A 16,880-nucleotide genomic window follows, 5' to 3' on the forward strand; every position below is an offset into this window, starting at 1 on the left:
ATGTTTAAACGCTTACTCATGGTCGCCATGCTGGTGATTGCCCCGCTGACCGCCGTCCAGGCCGCAGATCAGTCCAATCCGTATAAGCTGATGAATGAAGCGGCGCAGAAAACCTTCGATCGCCTGAAGAATGAACAGCCGAAGATTAAAGCTAATCCTAACTATCTGCGCGACATCGTCGACCAGGAGTTATTGCCGTATGTACAGGTGAAATATGCCGGCGCGCTGGTGCTGGGCCGCTATTACAAAGAAGCGACCCCTGCGCAGCGTGAGGCCTATTTTGCCGCCTTCCGTGAATACCTGAAGCAGGCCTACGGTCAGGCGCTGGCGATGTACCATGGGCAGACTTACCAGATTGCTCCGGAGCAGCCGCTGGGCAGCGCAACCATCGTTCCGATCCGCGTCACTATCATCGACCCGAACGGTCGTCCGCCGGTACGTCTTGACTTCCAGTGGCGTAAAAATACCCAGACCGGCAACTGGCAGGCCTACGATATGATCGCGGAAGGGGTGAGCATGATCACCACCAAACAGAATGAGTGGAGCGATCTGCTGCGCACCAAGGGCGTTGATGGCCTGACCGCGCAGCTGAAAGCGATCTCTGCGCAGCCGATCACCCTGGAACAGAAAAAATAATGAGCGGGCAGCTGAGCTGGACTCGCGAGGGCGAGACGCTGGCGCTGCACGGGGAGCTGGATCAGGATCTGCTGGTCCCGCTCTGGGAGGCGCGCGCCCAGGCGACGGCGGGAACGGCGATCATCGATCTCAGTCAGACCACGCGCGTGGACACCGCGGGCCTGGCGCTGTTAGTGCATTTTGTGGCGCTGATTCGCCGTCAGGGCCGGGAAGCGCAGCTGGTCGGCAAGAGCGAAAACCTGCAAACGCTGATCGGTCTTTACAACCTGCCTGCCGATCTGATCTGATAATCTTTTCAGTGCCTTAGCACTGAAGCTATTCCGAAAGCCCTGGCAATCTTTTCGCCGGGGCTTTTTGCTTGTTTAAGACCGCGCCACTTTCCTCTAAGATGTTGGGCTGTTTTCACTATCAGATAAATTTGAGCCCATGGAAAATCATGAAATTCAGACCGTGCTGATGAACGCACTCCCCCTCCAGGAAGTCCACGTCTCTGGCGATGGCAGCCACTTTCAGGTTATTGCTGTGGGTGAGATGTTCGATGGCATGAGTCGGGTGAAAAAGCAGCAGAGCATCTACGCGCCGCTGATGGAATATATTGCCGACAACCGCATCCATGCGCTGTCGATCAAGGCCTTTACTCCGCAGGAGTGGGCGCGAGACCGCAAACTCAATGGCTTCTAAGCTGTGGGGGATCCCCTGCAGCGTATGTGAATTTTTAATAGAGAACAGAATCAATGGATAAATTCCGTGTTCAGGGGCCGACTCGCCTTCAGGGTGAAGTCACCATCTCCGGGGCAAAAAACGCCGCCCTGCCAATCCTCTTTTCCGCGCTGCTTGCCGAAGAGCCGGTAGAGATCCAAAACGTACCTAAGCTGAAAGACATCGATACCACCATGAAGCTGCTGAGCCAGCTGGGCGCGAAGGTCGAGCGCAATGGTTCGGTATGGATTGACGCCGGCCCGGTCGATGTATTCTGTGCTCCGTACGATCTGGTGAAAACCATGCGCGCCTCTATCTGGGCGCTGGGCCCGTTGGTGGCGCGTTTCGGTCAGGGGCAAGTTTCTCTGCCTGGCGGCTGCGCTATCGGCGCGCGTCCGGTCGATCTGCATATTAGCGGTCTGGAGCAGCTGGGCGCCGAGATCAAACTGGAAGAAGGTTATGTCAAAGCCTCGGTCAGCGGTCGCCTGAAAGGCGCGCATATTGTGATGGATAAGGTGAGCGTCGGCGCCACCGTAACCATCATGAGCGCAGCGACGCTTGCGGAGGGAACGACGATTATTGAAAACGCCGCTCGCGAGCCGGAGATTGTCGATACCGCCAACTTCCTGAACGCGCTGGGCGCAAAAATCACAGGCCAGGGTAGCGATCGCATTACCATCGAAGGCGTGCAGCGCCTGGGCGGCGGCGTCTACCGTGTGCTGCCTGACCGTATTGAAACCGGGACTTTCCTGGTGGCCGCGGCGATTTCCGGCGGCAAGATCCTCTGCCGTAACGCGCAGCCGGATACCCTGGATGCCGTACTGGCGAAGCTGCGCGACGCCGGGGCTGACATCGAAACGGGCGAAGACTGGATCAGCCTCGATATGCACGGCAACCGTCCGAAAGCGGTCAACGTGCGTACCGCGCCGCACCCGGGCTTCCCGACCGATATGCAGGCCCAGTTCACGCTGCTTAACCTGGTAGCGGAAGGGACCGGCGTGATCACCGAAACGATCTTTGAAAACCGCTTCATGCACATTCCGGAGCTGATCCGTATGGGCGCGCACGCGGAGATCGAGAGCAATACCGCTATCTGTCACGGCGTGAAGCAGCTTTCTGGCGCGCAGGTGATGGCGACCGATTTGCGCGCGTCGGCGAGCCTGGTGCTGGCCGGCTGTATCGCTGAAGGGACCACCATCGTCGATCGCATCTATCATATCGATCGCGGCTATGAGCGTATCGAAGATAAACTGCAGGCGCTGGGCGCCAATATTCAACGCGTGAAGGGCGAGTAACCGCGTCCTGACAGCGCCCCGGGACGTTGTTCCGGGGCGCTGTCGAGCAATCACATCACTTGTCGATCTTCTTCTGACGCATCATCTGCGTTCTGTCGATAAACTCATGAGTCACCGGGTCGTGGTAGCGTGACGGCCAGATGACCCACGGCTGCGTTTCCAGCGCTGTGGCGATAATCAATTCGCCTTTCGGCCAGGGGCGGGTCAGGGCGTTCGCCAGCGTTGAAGAACTTAGTCCGTGCCGTCGCGACTCTGCCGCCAGCGATGTTCCCCGTTTACGTAATCCCGCAACAATATCTGCGGGATGCCAGTCGATGAACTTATCCATAAATTCTCCTGGTGTTAAAGGTCCAGATCGTCCCACATGGGCGATAGAGACACTATACCCGCGTACTATGTAGGGTTCTAACAAGTTCTGTTAAAGCGCCGGAATATTCAGAATCTATCAAGATATTCGGAAGTTTAGGGAGAGAAATGACATTTTACTGGAACTTTCCCGCGCGTCGCGCGGGAAAGGAGGGGGGATTAATGATCGCGCTGGACTGCAATGTGCGCCAGCCCAATCAAGGCTTCACGCCAGGGCGTGTCCGGGAGGATCTGCAGCGCGGCAATGGCTTTGTCAGCTTCTTCTTCGGCACGCTTCTGCGTCCATTCCAGCGAACCGCAGGTCGCCATCGTTTCCAGCACAGCATCCAGTAGATGGCGGCCGTTGCCTTGCTCGATCGCACCGCGGATCATCGCTGATTGATCGGGTGTGCCATGGTGCATGGCGTGCAGCAGCGGTAGCGTGGGTTTACCTTCGTTCAGGTCGTCACCGACGTTTTTACCGAGCCGCTCGCCGTCAGAGCTATAATCGAGTAAATCGTCGATTAGCTGGAAAGCGGTGCCGAGATAGCGGCCATAATCCTGCAACGCGCGCTCTTCTTCCGCAGTGCAGTCGGCCAGCAGTCCCGCACACTGCGAGGCAGCTTCAAACAGGCGCGCCGTCTTGCTGTAGATAACGCGCATGTAGTTCTCTTCGGTGATATCCGGGTCATTGACGTTCATCAGCTGCAGCACTTCGCCTTCGGCAATGACGTTCACCGCTTCCGACATGACCTCAAGGATCTTCAGCGAGCCCAGCTGGGTCATCATCTGAAAGGCGCGGGTATAGATAAAATCGCCGACCAGCACGCTGGCGGCATTGCCAAACGCCGCATTGGCCGTGGCTTTGCCGCGACGCATATCAGACTCATCGACGACGTCGTCATGCAGCAGGGTGGCGGTATGAATAAATTCAATCAGCGCGGCAATGGTGACATGCGCGCTCCCCTGATAGCCCACCGCGCGTGCGGCGAGCACAGCAATCATCGGGCGAATGCGTTTGCCGCCGCCGCTGACGATGTAATAGCCTAACTGATTGATAAGCTGAACATCGGAGTTGAGTTGCTCAAGAATCGTCGCATTGACACCCGCCATATCTTGCGCGGTTAACTCATTGATTTTTTCTAAATTCATCGCAAAAGCCGGGCCAAATGTCCTGTTACCATGAATCCAGGTGGGATCACAGAAGGATTAAGACAGAATTAAAAGAAGATATGATTGTACTGAAAAATTGCCGTAGATAAACGTTGTCGTGAAAGTTGTGTTTTTTTTCTGCATTGATCGCTAATCGCTCTTGTCAAAGGCTCGCGTTTTGCGTAATATTCGCGCCCTATTGTGAATATTTATAGCGCACTCTGAATCACATAAAGAGGTGCGCGGAAGCGGAGTTTTATATGTACGCGGTTTTCCAAAGTGGTGGTAAACAACACCGAGTAAGCGAAGGTCAGACCGTTCGCCTGGAAAAGCTGGACATCGCAACTGGCGAAGCTGTTGAATTCGCTGAAGTGCTGATGATCGCAAACGGTGAAGAAATCAAGATCGGCGTTCCTTTCGTTGAGGGCGGCGTAATCAAAGCTGAAGTTGTTGCTCACGGTCGTGGCGAGAAAGTTAAAATCGTTAAGTTTCGTCGTCGTAAACACTATCGTAAGCAGCAGGGCCATCGTCAGTGGTTCACTGATGTGAAAATCACTGGCATCAGCGCCTAAGACCTGAGGAGTAGATTTAAATGGCACATAAAAAGGCTGGCGGCTCGACTCGTAACGGTCGCGATTCAGAAGCTAAACGTCTGGGCGTAAAACGTTTCGGCGGTGAAGCAGTTCTGGCAGGTAGCATCATCGTTCGTCAACGTGGTACTAAATTCCACGCTGGTACCAACGTTGGTTGCGGCCGTGACCACACTCTGTTCGCTTTGACTGACGGTAAAGTCAAGTTCGAAGTTAAAGGCCCGAAAAACCGTAAATTCATCAGCATCGTTGCTGAATAAGTTTTTCGCGTCCCGGTAACGGATGAAAGCCCCGCAACACGTTGCGGGGCTTTTTACATTCGTCTACCGGAAAATTTTTGCAGGGAAACAGGCATGAAGCAGCAGGCTGGGATTGGCATTATTCTGGCGCTTACCACCGCAATGTGTTGGGGAGCGTTGCCGATTGCAATGAAACAGGTTCTCGAGGTGATGGCGCCGCCTACGGTGGTCTTTTATCGCTTCCTGATGGCCAGCATTGGGCTTGGCGCGATCCTCGCGATCAAAGGCAAACTGCCGCCGATGCGAATTTTTCGCAAGCCGCGCTGGCTGGTGTTATTAGCGATTGCCACCGGCGGTCTGTTCGGTAACTTCATCCTGTTTAGTTCTTCCCTGCAATACCTCAGCCCCACGGCTTCTCAGGTCATCGGCCAGCTATCGCCGGTGGGGATGATGGTGGCTAGCGTCGTAATTCTGAAAGAGCGCATGCGCGGCACCCAGGTGGTGGGCGCGTTGATGCTGCTCAGCGGGCTGGTGATGTTCTTCAATACCAGTCTGATTGAAATCTTTACCCGCCTGACGGACTACACGTGGGGGGTAATTTTCGGCGTTGCTGCCGCTACGGTGTGGGTAAGCTACGGCGTCGCGCAAAAGGTGTTATTGCGCCGTCTGGCATCACAGCAGATACTATTTTTGCTGTACACTTTGTGTACGATTGCATTACTGCCACTTGCTGAGCCCGGAGTGATTTCCCGGTTAAGCAGCTGGCAACTGGCATGCCTGATTTTTTGCGGGCTGAATACCCTGGTCGGCTACGGGGCGCTGGCGGAAGCCATGGCGCGCTGGCAGGCGGCGCAGGTCAGCGCGTTAATCACCTTGACGCCACTGTTTACGCTACTGTTTTCTGATTTATTATCAATGGCCTGGCCCGATGTTTTCGCCAGACCGATGTTAAACCTGATTGGTTATCTCGGTGCGTTTGTCGTGGTTGCGGGCGCGATGTATTCCGCCATCGGTCATCGTCTTTGGGGACGTTGGCGTAAGCGAGAGGCGGTAGTACCGCTGCCCCGCTCAGGCGAATGATTTACGGAGAGTAAAATGAAGTTTGTAGATGAAGCAACGATCCTGGTCGTAGCAGGTGACGGCGGCAATGGTTGCGTAAGCTTCCGCCGCGAAAAGTATATTCCGAAAGGCGGTCCGGATGGCGGCGATGGCGGCGATGGCGGCGATGTCTGGCTGGAAGCGGACGAGAACCTGAACACCCTGATCGACTACCGTTTTGAAAAATCGTTCCGCGCCGAACGTGGGCAGAATGGTCAAAGCCGCGACTGTACCGGTAAGCGCGGTAAAGACGTGACGGTAAAAGTGCCGGTCGGCACCCGGGTTATCGATCAGGGCACCGGCGAGACCATGGGCGATATGACCAAACACGGTCAGCGTCTGATGGTGGCGAAAGGCGGCTGGCACGGTTTGGGCAACACCCGTTTCAAATCGTCCGTTAACCGTACGCCGCGTCAGAAAACCATGGGTACCCCGGGTGATAAACGCGACCTGCAGCTGGAGCTGATGCTGTTGGCCGATGTCGGGATGCTGGGCATGCCGAACGCCGGCAAATCCACCTTCATCCGTGCGGTCTCCGCCGCCAAGCCGAAAGTGGCTGACTATCCGTTTACCACCCTGGTGCCAAGCCTGGGCGTGGTGCGTATGGACAATGAAAAGAGCTTCGTAGTTGCCGATATCCCGGGGCTGATTGAAGGCGCAGCGGAAGGGGCAGGCCTCGGTATCCGCTTCCTCAAGCACCTCGAGCGCTGCCGCGTACTGCTGCACCTCATCGATATCGATCCGATCGACGGCTCCGATCCGGTTGAGAATGCGCGCATTATCATCGGCGAGCTGGAGAAATACAGCGAGAAGCTAGCCTCCAAACCACGCTGGTTAGTTTTCAACAAGATTGACCTGATGGACAAGGCCGAAGCCGAAGCCAAAGCCAAAGCGATTGCCGAAGCGCTGGGTTGGGAAGAGAAATTCTACCTGATCTCCGCGGCCAGCCAGCAGGGCGTGAAAGAGCTGTGCTGGGACGTGATGACCTTCATCATCGAAAACCCGATCGTGCAGGCGGAAGAAGAGCAGAAGCCGGAGAAAGTCGAGTTTATGTGGGACGACTATCACCGTCAGCAGCTTGAAGAGGCCGAAGCCGAAGCAGAAGATGACGAAGACTGGGATGACGACTGGGATGAGGACGACGAAGAAGGCGTCGAATTCATCTACAAACGCTAATCCTGACTTCTCTGGATCAAAAAGGGCCGCATCTGATGCGGCCCTTTTGTTTTAATTGTTCTGGTACAAATCTTTATACAAGCGGCTTTCAAAGCGGACCAGTGGGATGCGGCGATTGCGCTGATCAGCTGGCTCCACGGCGTATCCGGAGAGATATTGCACGAAGGCCACCTTTTGTCCGCTGGCGGTAGTGATGAAGCCTGCGAGGTTATAAACCCCCTGGAGCGACCCGGTTTTCGCCGAAACTTTACCATCGACGCCCGCCTGATGAAGACCGGCGCGATACTGCAGCGATCCGTCATGGCCCGCCAGCGGCAGCATGGAGATGAAGTTGAGCTCGGTATCGTGCTGGGCGATATACTGCAGCACCTGCATCATGGTCGCCGGGGCGATCAGGTTGTGGCGCGACAGGCCAGAGCCGTCGGCGATGATAGTGTTGCCGAGATCGACCCCAGCCTGTTGACGCAAGATCTGCCGTACGGCATCGGAGCCCGCCCGCCAGGTGCCAGGTACGCCAAACCGGGCGTGGCCGATGGTGCGAAAGACGGTGTCGGCAATCATGTTGTCTGACTTCTTCAGCATGATCCGCAGCAGATCGTGCAGCGGAGCCGACTGGCTGGTTGCCAACACGGTGCCGGGCTCATTGGCCAGCGTCTGGCGCAGCAGCGTGCCGCTGTAGGTGATCCCCGCCTGGGCCAGCTCGGCTTTGAGGATCGCTCCGGCGTAGCTGGCGCCATCCTGAATGGCGAAGGCCAGAGGCAGCGGCTCGCTACGCTGCGGCAGGCAGCCAGTGAGAGTATAGCGATTGAGATCGCCCGGCACCACGTCGAGCTCGCAATACTGCGCTTCCGATGAGCCACGCGCCAGCGTTCGCACCTGGCTGAACATGGTGACCGGATAATAGGATGCAACGCGAATGAAGGCGACATCGCCCGGTTTCTGCGCGCTATACAGCGAGACAGAGAAGCAGTTACGGTCGACAATCGCCGCCGCCGGCGGGGCGCTGAAGCACTGCGTCAGGTCGTTCCACGGCCAGCCGGGCGCTTTGTCATGGCTGGCGAAGACCGACGTATCGATGAGCACATTGCCTTCGATACGCTGCACGCCGGCTTTTTTCAGCGTCGCCACCATATTGCGAATATCCTGCCGTTTAAGCGTCGGATCGCCGCCGAAGCGCGCAATCAGGTCGCCTTTCAGCACGCCGCCGTCAAGGGAGCCTTTGGTTTCCAGCGTGGTGGTAAAGCGAAAATCGGGCCCCAGTTGCAGCAGCGCCGCCAGCGCGGTGATGACCTTTTGCGTACTGGCCGGGAGCGCCATTTGCTGGCTGTGATAGTCGATTTCCGGCGTCGATGCGCCGACCTTTTGCGCCATAAAGGCAAGGTTCGCACCGGCGGGAAGCTGGTTGATGTACTCGTCAATATTCGCCGCCTGAGCGCTAAGCGCTATACCGGCGGTCAATCCGATGATAAATCTGGGAAATCGCATAATCTCGCGCTAACAACCTGAAGCCAGGCCGTCATACTACGGTGCAACGCCCAGTAAAGTAAACGATGACCCATAATGAACTTCGGGGTAAAATACCCATCAAATGAAAAATTGCTGCTGACCTGGGGAGTGTTTCCCGGGTCGGTTTCTTTTTGCTCGTGTCCTGCCCGTGGGCAGGACAGGTGGCAGAGCGGAGCTATCCGTTCCCTGAAGGAATGATAAAGAGGTATAACTAATGCAAGCGATTCCGATGACCTTACGTGGCGCTGAAAAACTGCGCGAAGAACTGGATTATCTGAAGTCTGTGCGTCGTCCTGAAATCATTGCCGCTATTGCTGAGGCCCGTGAACACGGCGATCTGAAAGAGAATGCCGAGTATCACGCCGCGCGTGAGCAGCAGGGTTTCTGCGAGGGGCGTATCAAGGATATCGAAGCGAAGCTGTCTAACGCGCAGGTTATCGATATCACCAAAATGCCGAACAACGGCCGGGTGATTTTTGGTTCTACCGTCAGCGTGCTGAACCTCGATACCGACGAGGAACAGACCTACCGCATCGTGGGCGATGACGAAGCTGATTTTAAGCAGAATCTGATCTCCGTGAACTCGCCGATCGCCCGCGGTCTGATCGGCAAAGAGCAGGATGACGTCGTGACTATCCGTACCCCGGGTGGGGAAGTGGAATACGAAATTACCAAGGTTGAATACCTGTAAGGCGTATTTCCCGCTACGATGTTTATAGATTGTAAAGAAAGGAAAAAGGCCGCATAGCGGCCTTTTATCAACGTCAGGAGCATGGCATTTTGCTCGCCTGGCCGCAGAAATCCCTCGTTTTACACAAAGTTGTGTCGAGATTCAGGATATTCTTAGCGTGGCAGCGAGATTTTACGCTCTGGCGTTGGGCGGTACAGAACCAGCGTTTTACCGATGACCTGTACGTTACAGGCGCCGGTTTCGCGTACGATGGCTTCCACGATCAAGGCTTTTGTTTCGCGATCTTCTGAGGCGATCTTCACCTTGATGAGTTCATGGTGCCCTAACGCTTGTTCGATCTCGGCCAGTACCCCTTCGGTCAAACCATTGTTGCCAAGCATAACTACCGGCTTGAGCGGATGTGCCAGACCTTTCAGGTGCTGTTTTTGTTTAGTACTCAGATTCATCGTATTTTTTTGCTTACGTTGGGATTGAAAACGGGTCATTCTACCGCCATCTCCCATATATCGCCAAACTACCGCGTCGATTTTTACGCAGTAAAGTACGATGAACCCGAACGGGAATGTTAAATGACAGGTAAAAAGCGTTCTGCCAGCTCAAGCCGCTGGCTTCAGGAACACTTTAGCGATAAATATGTTCAACAGGCACAGAAAAAGGGGTTACGTTCCCGTGCCTGGTTTAAACTTGATGAAATACAGCAAAGTGACAAAATTTTTAAGCCGGGGATGACGGTAGTCGATCTCGGTGCTGCTCCCGGTGGCTGGTCGCAGTATGCGGTCACGCAGATCGGCAACAGCGGCCGCATCATCGCTTGCGATCTTTTACCAATGGATCCAATCGTTGGTGTGGACTTCCTTCAGGGCGATTTTCGTGATGAATTAGTCCTGAAAGCGTTACTTGAGCGAGTGGGCGACAGTAAAGTCCAAGTTGTCATGTCCGATATGGCGCCGAATATGTGCGGAACACCGGCGGTGGATATTCCCCGGGCTATGTATCTGGTAGAACTGGCGCTTGAAATGTCTCGTGATGTATTAGCGCCAGGTGGTAGTTTTGTAGTGAAGGTGTTCCAGGGCGAAGGCTTCGATGAGTATCTTCGAGAAATTCGCTCCCTGTTTACGAAGGTCAAAGTTCGTAAGCCGGACTCTTCCCGCGCTCGTTCGCGTGAAGTGTATATTGTAGCGACCGGGCGTAAACCATAACCGGCAGATTTCAAACGAAAGTTTGAAAGAAACTGGATATAGAGTATCCTGACGCTGTTTTTAACACAGTTGTAATAAGAGGTTAATCCCTTGAGTGACATGGCGAAAAACCTAATACTCTGGCTGGTCATTGCCGTTGTGCTGATGTCAGTATTCCAGAGCTTTGGGCCCAGCGAGTCGAATGGCCGCAAGGTGGATTATTCTACCTTCCTGCAAGAGGTCAATCAGGACCAGGTTCGCGAAGCGCGTATCAACGGACGTGAGATCAACGTTACCAAGAAAGATAGTAACCGTTACACGACTTACATTCCGGTTAACGATCCGAAGCTGCTCGATAACCTGTTGACTAAAAACGTCAAAGTTGTTGGCGAACCACCAGAAGAGCCGAGCCTGCTGGCTTCCATCTTCATCTCCTGGTTCCCAATGCTGCTGCTGATCGGCGTCTGGATCTTCTTTATGCGGCAAATGCAGGGCGGCGGCGGGAAGGGCGCGATGTCCTTCGGCAAAAGCAAAGCCCGTATGTTGACGGAAGACCAGATCAAAACCACTTTTGCAGACGTTGCCGGGTGTGACGAAGCGAAAGAGGAAGTCGGCGAGCTGGTAGAATACCTGCGTGAGCCGAGCCGCTTCCAGAAACTGGGCGGTAAAATCCCGAAAGGCGTCCTGATGGTCGGCCCTCCGGGTACCGGTAAAACGCTGCTGGCGAAAGCGATCGCTGGTGAAGCGAAGGTTCCGTTCTTTACCATTTCCGGTTCTGACTTCGTCGAAATGTTCGTCGGTGTGGGCGCTTCTCGTGTGCGTGACATGTTCGAACAGGCTAAGAAAGCAGCGCCTTGCATCATCTTCATCGATGAAATCGACGCCGTCGGCCGCCAGCGTGGCGCAGGCCTGGGCGGTGGTCACGATGAACGTGAGCAGACCCTGAACCAGATGCTGGTTGAGATGGACGGCTTCGAAGGTAACGAAGGTATCATCGTTATCGCGGCGACTAACCGTCCGGACGTTCTTGACCCCGCGCTGTTGCGTCCGGGCCGTTTTGACCGCCAGGTGGTGGTTGGCCTGCCGGATGTTCGCGGTCGTGAGCAGATCCTGAAAGTGCATATGCGTCGCGTTCCGCTGGCGCCGGATATCGATGCGGCAATCATTGCGCGCGGTACCCCGGGCTTCTCCGGTGCGGATCTGGCCAACCTGGTCAACGAAGCGGCGCTGTTTGCTGCCCGCGGCAACAAACGCGTTGTGTCGATGGTTGAGTTCGAGAAAGCGAAAGACAAAATCATGATGGGTGCGGAACGTCGCTCCATGGTGATGACGGAAGCGCAGAAAGAGTCTACTGCTTATCATGAAGCGGGCCACGCGATTATTGGTCGCCTGGTGCCGGAGCACGATCCGGTGCACAAAGTGACGATTATCCCGCGCGGTCGTGCGCTGGGTGTGACCTTCTTCCTGCCGGAAGGCGATGCAATCAGCGCCAGCCGTCAGAAACTGGAAAGCCAGATCTCCACCCTGTACGGCGGTCGTCTGGCGGAAGAGATTATCTACGGTCCGGAACATGTTTCTACCGGTGCGTCCAACGATATTAAAGTGGCGACGAACCTGGCGCGTAACATGGTGACCCAGTGGGGCTTCTCCGACAAACTCGGTCCGCTGCTGTATGCGGAAGAAGAGGGTGAAGTCTTCCTCGGCCGTAGCGTCGCGAAAGCGAAGCATATGTCCGATGAAACCGCGCGTATCATCGACCAGGAAGTGAAATCGCTGATTGAGCGTAACTACGGTCGTGCTCGCCAGCTGCTGAACGACAACATGGACATTCTGCACGCGATGAAAGATGCGCTCATGAAGTATGAGACCATCGATGCGCCGCAGATTGACGACCTGATGGCTCGTCGCGAAGTTCGTCCGCCAGCGGGTTGGGAAGAACCAGGTTCTTCTAACAACTCTGACAACAATGGCACGCCTCGTGCGCCGCGTCCGGTTGATGAACCGCGTACGCCGAACCCGGGCAACACCATGTCAGAGCAGCTGGGCGACAAGTAAGCTACCGCTGTTGATGCTTGTTTAACCTTAAAACCCCGGGCGTCCGCTCCGGGGTTTTTCTTTTTTAACCTCTTCAGTCTCAGGGATTTTGTGATGAAACTTGTAGCCCAGGGCTCAACCCTCGATCTCTCTCACCCCCACGTGATGGGTATTCTAAATGTGACGCCTGACTCCTTCTCCGATGGCGGCGCCCATAATTCGCTGATTGAGGCGGTGAAGCATGCCAATCTGATGATCAACGCCGGCGCGACCATCATTGATATCGGCGGTGAATCGACGCGGCCAGGGGCGGCTGAGGTTAGTGTGGAAGAGGAGCTTGCGCGGGTGATACCGGTGGTTGAAGCCATTGCCCAGCGCTTTGAGGTATGGATCTCAGTGGATACCTCCAAGGCGGAGGTTATTCGCCAATCGGCCAGGGCCGGGGCGCATATCATCAACGATATTCGTTCGCTGACCGAGCCCGGCGCGCTGCAGGCCGCCGCGGAAACTGGACTGCCGGTGTGTCTGATGCATATGCAGGGACAACCAAAAACCATGCAGGAGGCGCCGAAGTATGAGGACGTCTTCGCCGATGTTGAGCGTTTTTTTAATGAGCACATTGTGCGCTGCGAACAGGCGGGGATCGCAAAAGAAAAATTGCTGCTCGACCCGGGATTCGGTTTCGGTAAAAATCTCTCCCACAATTACCAACTGTTGGCCAGGCTTGGGGAGTTTCATCACTTTGGTCTGCCGCTGCTGGTCGGTATGTCACGTAAGTCGATGGTAGGTCAGTTGCTGAACGTCGGGCCGTCGGAGCGGCTGAACGGCAGCCTGGCGTGTGCCGTCATTGCAGCAATGCAGGGCGCGCAGATTATCCGCGTCCATGATGTCAAAGAAACGGTAGAAGCGCTGCGCGTGGTGGAAGCCACCCTCGCCGCTAAGGGAAAAAAACGTTATGAGTAACCGCAAGTATTTTGGCACCGATGGTATTCGTGGCCGCGTCGGCGATGCGCCGATCACTCCGGAGTTTGTGCTCAAGCTGGGCTGGGCGGCGGGCAAAGTGTTAGCGCGTCACGGTTCACGTAAAATTATCATCGGCAAGGATACCCGTATTTCGGGCTATATGCTGGAATCGGCGCTGGAAGCTGGACTGGCGGCAGCGGGGCTCTCTGCGTCGTTCACCGGGCCTATGCCGACACCGGCCATCGCCTACCTGACGCGCGCCTTCCGCGCCGAGGCGGGGATTGTTATCTCTGCTTCACATAACCCTTTCTACGACAACGGCATTAAATTCTTCTCCATTGAGGGCACCAAACTGCCGGATGATGTCGAAGAGGCGATTGAAGCCGAAATGGAGAAAGAGCTCACCTGCGTGGATTCGGCTGAGCTGGGCAAAGCCAGCCGTATCGTTGATGCGGCGGGGCGCTACATTGAATTTTGTAAGGGTACCTTTCCCAACGAACTGAGCCTGGGCACGCTGAAAGTGGTGGTGGATTGCGCGCACGGCGCGACCTATCACATCGCCCCTAATGTCTTCCGCGAGCTGGGAGCCCAGGTTATCGCGATGGGCTGCGAGCCAGACGGTCTCAACATCAACGAAGAGGTCGGCGCCACTGACGTGCGGGCGCTGCAGGCGCGCGTGCTGGCGGAAAAAGCCGATCTGGGTATTGCCTACGACGGCGATGGCGATCGGGTGATTATGGTTGACCACGAAGGCAATAAAGTCGATGGCGACCAGATCCTCTATATCATAGCCCGGGAAGGATTGCGTCAGGGGCAGCTGCGCGGCGGCGCCGTCGGCACGCTGATGAGTAATATGGGGCTGGAGCTGGCGCTCAAGCAGTTAGGCATCCCGTTTGCCCGCGCGAAGGTCGGTGACCGCTATGTACTGGAGATGCTCCAGGAAAAAGGCTGGCGCATCGGTGCGGAAAACTCCGGCCATGTGATCCTGCTGGATAAAACCACCACCGGCGATGGCATTGTCGCCAGCCTGCAGGTGGTCGCGGCGATGGTCCGCAACCACATGAGCCTGCATGACCTGTGCAGCGGGATGAAAATGTTCCCTCAGCTGCTGGTGAATGTCCGCTTTACCGAGGGCAGCGGTAACCCGCTGGAGAATGAGCACGTCAAAGCGGTGACCGCGGAAGTGGAGGCGGCGTTAGGAAAACGCGGCCGTGTCCTGCTGCGTAAATCGGGTACGGAGCCGCTGATCCGCGTGATGGTGGAGGGCGAGCATGAAGATCAGGTGCACGAGTTTGCGCACCGCATCGCTGAGGCGGTAAAAAGCGTTTAGCTTTGCCGGCTAAGTGGTTAAAAAGGCGGCGCTTGCCGCCTTTTTTATGATCGAAAATTGGCTTTTTGCTGTTTTTTTCTGCAGTTGATACAATGTGTCGAAATTGCCCTTGCGAAGGTCATTCGCTTTGGTTAGTATTCACACCCGCTTCAGTGGGAAACGTTAAAACGTCCCGCTTTATTGGTCGAAGCACTTGGTATGCGGCGAATCCGCAAGGAACAGGTTGATTATGTACGAAGCTCTTTTGGTTGTTTTCCTTATTGTAGCGATTGGCCTTGTAGGTCTGGTTATGCTGCAGCAAGGTAAAGGCGCTGATATGGGAGCCTCCTTCGGTGCAGGCGCTTCCGGCACACTGTTTGGGTCCAGCGGTTCTGGCAACTTTATGACCCGTATGACCGGCATCCTGGCTGCGCTGTTCTTCATCATCAGTCTGGCGCTGGGTAATATCAACAGCAACAAGACCAGTAAAGGAAGTGAGTGGGATAATCTGAGCGCGCCGAAAACGGAGCAAACTCAGCCAACTGCGCCGGCTCAGCCGACCAGCGATATCCCGCACTAAGTATTCTGTACCGAGGTGGTGGAATTGGTAGACACGCTACCTTGAGGTGGTAGTGCCCTAACGGGCTTGTGGGTTCGAGTCCCATCCTCGGTACCAATATTCCAGAAAAAAGACGCTGAAAAGCGTCTTTTTTTGTTTTTGTCCCCGCTGGACATTTATTTATAAACATCTCTTCGCTGGTTGCCTCCTTTTACTATCGTTAAAGTCGCCTCGTCAAATTAACAGAGGTGAAGTGACACAATGAACAAGATCGGGTTGCTTATCGTCGCCGGCGTGCTCGGTTTAGCTGGGTGCAGTTCAACATCGCCCTCCCAAACGGTGGAGACGATTAATGCGCTAACCGTACCGGTATCGCCCAGTGAGTCTGGGACTACAGCGAATCATGCCCAGGCAGTGAGGCGCTATTTCCAGGACAATACGGCACTGATTAGTCGCCTTAACCATTCGTTGAAAAGTCATTATCTGCAGGACGTGGAGCGCCGCGATGTGTTCGACAGACACAGCGAGGCGTATAAAGTGTATGGCGCCCTGACCCGCCTGGAGCAGATGGCGTCCATGAATGAGGTTTACCGCAAAGAGAATAATGTTGCGGGCCTACAAGAGATCAACCGCGTACTGAAAAGCGTGCCGCTGACCAGCTGAGAATGAAACAGGGACTGCCGACCGGCAATCCCTGTGAAGAGTTAAAAGCGGAAGTTAACCCCGGCGTAAGCGCCGTCGGCCAGCGTGTTATCGCGATTGCCATCTTTCCCTGCCATATCAATATAGCGATAGCCAGCTTCGATATTCAGAGACGGGAGCACGTTAAGGCGTACCCCGGCATTGGCCTCCACATAATCCTTAACGCCGCTGGACATTGAGTCCGGTGAGTAATAGCCCTCGCCGAAAAGCGTGAAATACTGACCAAGGGGGAGTTCAGCGCCACCACCGGCGGCGATGGCGTAACCTTCATCACCATCTTTTGGGTTCAGATAGACCGCCTTACCGCCCAGGGTCATCAGAAAAGGGCCAAGGTTAAAGTTATAACCCATTCCCAGTCCTACACTATCTCCATCGTTGTCGCTATGAGCCCACTGAGAACTGAACGTCATACCCGGTTCCCCGGCGCCAAAGCTGGCGGACAGATTGGTAAACTCGGCGCCAGCTTCTCCATGCAGGTTAACGGCTGCGCAGGCAGCGCTGCTGGCTCCCAAAGCGATCGTTACGGCAACCATTTTTGCAGCAATAGACTTCATTATTAAATTCCTTCAGATAAAAAAAAGCCCGATATGGGCGTTCGGGCATAATTAACGGGTTCGTGCATCTCATTGTTATGGTCGCGGCAGGCGAGGGGGCAACTCTCGCTACCGCCGCACACGTCTGGCCGATTTCCGCTGGCATATCCTGAGC

General features: G+C 55.4%; 20 protein-coding genes and 1 tRNA gene. 16 read left to right on the top strand and 5 right to left on the bottom strand.

What is annotated here, in order from left to right; translation table 11 throughout:
* The 4 genes from mlaC to murA all read left to right on the top strand — a co-directional run bounded on the left by mlaC (nt 1) and on the right by murA (nt 2,630).
* The gene (gene mlaC, locus OHJ17_RS02615) at nt 1-636 is read left to right on the top strand and encodes a phospholipid-binding protein MlaC (protein WP_002918386.1); all 636 of its coding nucleotides are present in this window, start codon (nt 1-3) and stop codon (nt 634-636) included.
* Complete coding sequence (gene mlaB, locus OHJ17_RS02620; RefSeq protein WP_004181416.1) at nt 636-923, top strand: lipid asymmetry maintenance protein MlaB; 288 nt, start codon at nt 636-638, stop codon at nt 921-923. The genes mlaC and mlaB overlap by 1 nt, the downstream gene beginning before the upstream one ends.
* Nucleotides 924-1,062: 139 nt before the next feature.
* Nucleotides 1,063-1,317: a BolA family iron metabolism protein IbaG gene (gene ibaG / locus OHJ17_RS02625; protein ID WP_002918383.1), complete on the top strand. Its 255-nt coding sequence runs from the start codon at nt 1,063-1,065 to the stop codon at nt 1,315-1,317.
* 53 nt (nt 1,318-1,370) lie between these two features.
* A complete protein-coding gene (murA, locus tag OHJ17_RS02630) occupies nt 1,371-2,630 on the top strand; it encodes a UDP-N-acetylglucosamine 1-carboxyvinyltransferase (RefSeq protein ID WP_002918382.1) in 1,260 nt (419 codons plus the stop codon).
* 55 nt (nt 2,631-2,685) lie between these two features.
* On the opposite strand, the gene sfsB is transcribed toward murA, so the two are convergent.
* Both sfsB and ispB read right to left on the bottom strand, forming a co-directional pair.
* On the bottom strand, nt 2,686-2,958 hold the full coding sequence (gene sfsB, locus OHJ17_RS02635) for a DNA-binding transcriptional regulator SfsB (protein WP_002918381.1): 273 nt from the start codon (nt 2,956-2,958) through the stop codon (nt 2,686-2,688).
* A gap of 197 nt (nt 2,959-3,155) precedes the next feature.
* Nucleotides 3,156-4,127: an octaprenyl diphosphate synthase gene (ispB, locus tag OHJ17_RS02640; protein WP_004144907.1), complete on the bottom strand. Its 972-nt coding sequence runs from the start codon at nt 4,125-4,127 to the stop codon at nt 3,156-3,158.
* Between the two features lie 260 nt (nt 4,128-4,387).
* Between ispB and rplU the strand changes: the two genes are divergently transcribed.
* The 4 genes from rplU (at nt 4,388) to cgtA (ending at nt 7,230) form a co-directional block, all read left to right on the top strand.
* A complete protein-coding gene (gene rplU / locus OHJ17_RS02645; RefSeq protein WP_002918379.1) occupies nt 4,388-4,699 on the top strand; it encodes a 50S ribosomal protein L21 in 312 nt (103 codons plus the stop codon).
* A 20-nt stretch (nt 4,700-4,719) separates the two neighbouring features.
* Nucleotides 4,720-4,977 (top strand): 50S ribosomal protein L27, encoded by a 258-nt coding sequence (gene rpmA, locus OHJ17_RS02650; RefSeq protein ID WP_002434222.1) that lies wholly within the window; start codon nt 4,720-4,722, stop codon nt 4,975-4,977.
* 93 nt (nt 4,978-5,070) lie between these two features.
* Nucleotides 5,071-6,036, top strand: a complete 966-nt coding sequence (locus tag OHJ17_RS02655) for a DMT family transporter (RefSeq protein ID WP_004149938.1) — start codon at nt 5,071-5,073, stop codon at nt 6,034-6,036.
* A 15-nt stretch (nt 6,037-6,051) separates the two neighbouring features.
* A complete protein-coding gene (gene cgtA, locus OHJ17_RS02660; protein ID WP_002918377.1) occupies nt 6,052-7,230 on the top strand; it encodes an Obg family GTPase CgtA in 1,179 nt (392 codons plus the stop codon).
* 51 nt (nt 7,231-7,281) lie between these two features.
* On the opposite strand, the gene dacB is transcribed toward cgtA, so the two are convergent.
* A complete protein-coding gene (gene dacB, locus OHJ17_RS02665) occupies nt 7,282-8,715 on the bottom strand; it encodes a serine-type D-Ala-D-Ala carboxypeptidase (protein WP_004149937.1) in 1,434 nt (477 codons plus the stop codon).
* 235 nt (nt 8,716-8,950) lie between these two features.
* On the opposite strand from dacB, the gene greA reads away from it, so the two are divergent.
* Nucleotides 8,951-9,427, top strand: coding sequence for a transcription elongation factor GreA (gene greA / locus OHJ17_RS02670; protein ID WP_002918375.1), 477 nt, complete (start codon nt 8,951-8,953; stop codon nt 9,425-9,427).
* A 152-nt stretch (nt 9,428-9,579) separates the two neighbouring features.
* On the opposite strand, the gene yhbY is transcribed toward greA, so the two are convergent.
* Entirely contained in the window at nt 9,580-9,873 is a 294-nt protein-coding gene (yhbY, locus tag OHJ17_RS02675; protein WP_002918374.1) for a ribosome assembly RNA-binding protein YhbY, read from the bottom strand.
* A 123-nt stretch (nt 9,874-9,996) separates the two neighbouring features.
* Here yhbY and rlmE point away from each other — a divergent pair, with 123 nt between their 5' ends.
* The 7 genes from rlmE to OHJ17_RS02710 all read left to right on the top strand — a co-directional run bounded on the left by rlmE (nt 9,997) and on the right by OHJ17_RS02710 (nt 16,133).
* Nucleotides 9,997-10,626 (top strand): 23S rRNA (uridine(2552)-2'-O)-methyltransferase RlmE, encoded by a 630-nt coding sequence (rlmE, locus tag OHJ17_RS02680; protein ID WP_002918373.1) that lies wholly within the window; start codon nt 9,997-9,999, stop codon nt 10,624-10,626.
* Between the two features lie 99 nt (nt 10,627-10,725).
* On the top strand, nt 10,726-12,660 hold the full coding sequence (gene ftsH / locus OHJ17_RS02685; RefSeq protein WP_002918372.1) for an ATP-dependent zinc metalloprotease FtsH: 1,935 nt from the start codon (nt 10,726-10,728) through the stop codon (nt 12,658-12,660).
* A gap of 93 nt (nt 12,661-12,753) precedes the next feature.
* Nucleotides 12,754-13,602, top strand: coding sequence for a dihydropteroate synthase (folP, locus tag OHJ17_RS02690; RefSeq protein ID WP_002918371.1), 849 nt, complete (start codon nt 12,754-12,756; stop codon nt 13,600-13,602).
* Nucleotides 13,595-14,932: a phosphoglucosamine mutase gene (glmM, locus tag OHJ17_RS02695; RefSeq protein ID WP_002918370.1), complete on the top strand. Its 1,338-nt coding sequence runs from the start codon at nt 13,595-13,597 to the stop codon at nt 14,930-14,932. Before folP ends, glmM begins: the two co-directional genes overlap by 8 nt.
* A 229-nt stretch (nt 14,933-15,161) precedes the next feature.
* The gene (gene secG / locus OHJ17_RS02700; protein WP_002918369.1) at nt 15,162-15,491 is read left to right on the top strand and encodes a preprotein translocase subunit SecG; all 330 of its coding nucleotides are present in this window, start codon (nt 15,162-15,164) and stop codon (nt 15,489-15,491) included.
* 9 nt (nt 15,492-15,500) lie between these two features.
* Nucleotides 15,501-15,587: transfer RNA gene (locus OHJ17_RS02705), tRNA-Leu, on the top strand.
* Nucleotides 15,588-15,884: 297 nt separating this feature from the next.
* Nucleotides 15,885-16,133 (top strand): hypothetical protein, encoded by a 249-nt coding sequence (locus OHJ17_RS02710; RefSeq protein ID WP_014906872.1) that lies wholly within the window; start codon nt 15,885-15,887, stop codon nt 16,131-16,133.
* 41 nt (nt 16,134-16,174) lie between these two features.
* Here the strand turns inward: OHJ17_RS02710 and OHJ17_RS02715 are convergent, their stop codons facing one another.
* Entirely contained in the window at nt 16,175-16,726 is a 552-nt protein-coding gene (locus OHJ17_RS02715; protein WP_020325268.1) for a YfaZ family outer membrane protein, read from the bottom strand.
* Between the last annotated feature and the right edge of the window lie 154 nt (nt 16,727-16,880).

It is taken from the genome of Klebsiella sp. KP20-425-1, from assembly GCF_025813515.1.
GTDB lineage: Bacteria > Pseudomonadota > Gammaproteobacteria > Enterobacterales > Enterobacteriaceae > Klebsiella > Klebsiella pneumoniae.

Coding starts and splice junctions, on each gene's coding strand:
- mlaC (WP_002918386.1), top strand. CDS start 1: ATGTTTAAACGCTTACTCATGGTCGCCATGCTGGTGATTGCCCCGCTG.
- mlaB (WP_004181416.1), top strand. CDS start 636: ATGAGCGGGCAGCTGAGCTGGACTCGCGAGGGCGAGACGCTGGCGCTG.
- ibaG (WP_002918383.1), top strand. CDS start 1,063: ATGGAAAATCATGAAATTCAGACCGTGCTGATGAACGCACTCCCCCTC.
- murA (WP_002918382.1), top strand. CDS start 1,371: ATGGATAAATTCCGTGTTCAGGGGCCGACTCGCCTTCAGGGTGAAGTC.
- sfsB (WP_002918381.1), bottom strand. CDS start 2,958: ATGGATAAGTTCATCGACTGGCATCCCGCAGATATTGTTGCGGGATTA.
- ispB (WP_004144907.1), bottom strand. CDS start 4,127: ATGAATTTAGAAAAAATCAATGAGTTAACCGCGCAAGATATGGCGGGT.
- rplU (WP_002918379.1), top strand. CDS start 4,388: ATGTACGCGGTTTTCCAAAGTGGTGGTAAACAACACCGAGTAAGCGAA.
- rpmA (WP_002434222.1), top strand. CDS start 4,720: ATGGCACATAAAAAGGCTGGCGGCTCGACTCGTAACGGTCGCGATTCA.
- OHJ17_RS02655 (WP_004149938.1), top strand. CDS start 5,071: ATGAAGCAGCAGGCTGGGATTGGCATTATTCTGGCGCTTACCACCGCA.
- cgtA (WP_002918377.1), top strand. CDS start 6,052: ATGAAGTTTGTAGATGAAGCAACGATCCTGGTCGTAGCAGGTGACGGC.
- dacB (WP_004149937.1), bottom strand. CDS start 8,715: ATGCGATTTCCCAGATTTATCATCGGATTGACCGCCGGTATAGCGCTT.
- greA (WP_002918375.1), top strand. CDS start 8,951: ATGCAAGCGATTCCGATGACCTTACGTGGCGCTGAAAAACTGCGCGAA.
- yhbY (WP_002918374.1), bottom strand. CDS start 9,873: ATGAATCTGAGTACTAAACAAAAACAGCACCTGAAAGGTCTGGCACAT.
- rlmE (WP_002918373.1), top strand. CDS start 9,997: ATGACAGGTAAAAAGCGTTCTGCCAGCTCAAGCCGCTGGCTTCAGGAA.
- ftsH (WP_002918372.1), top strand. CDS start 10,726: ATGGCGAAAAACCTAATACTCTGGCTGGTCATTGCCGTTGTGCTGATG.
- folP (WP_002918371.1), top strand. CDS start 12,754: ATGAAACTTGTAGCCCAGGGCTCAACCCTCGATCTCTCTCACCCCCAC.
- glmM (WP_002918370.1), top strand. CDS start 13,595: ATGAGTAACCGCAAGTATTTTGGCACCGATGGTATTCGTGGCCGCGTC.
- secG (WP_002918369.1), top strand. CDS start 15,162: ATGTACGAAGCTCTTTTGGTTGTTTTCCTTATTGTAGCGATTGGCCTT.
- OHJ17_RS02715 (WP_020325268.1), bottom strand. CDS start 16,726: ATGAAGTCTATTGCTGCAAAAATGGTTGCCGTAACGATCGCTTTGGGA.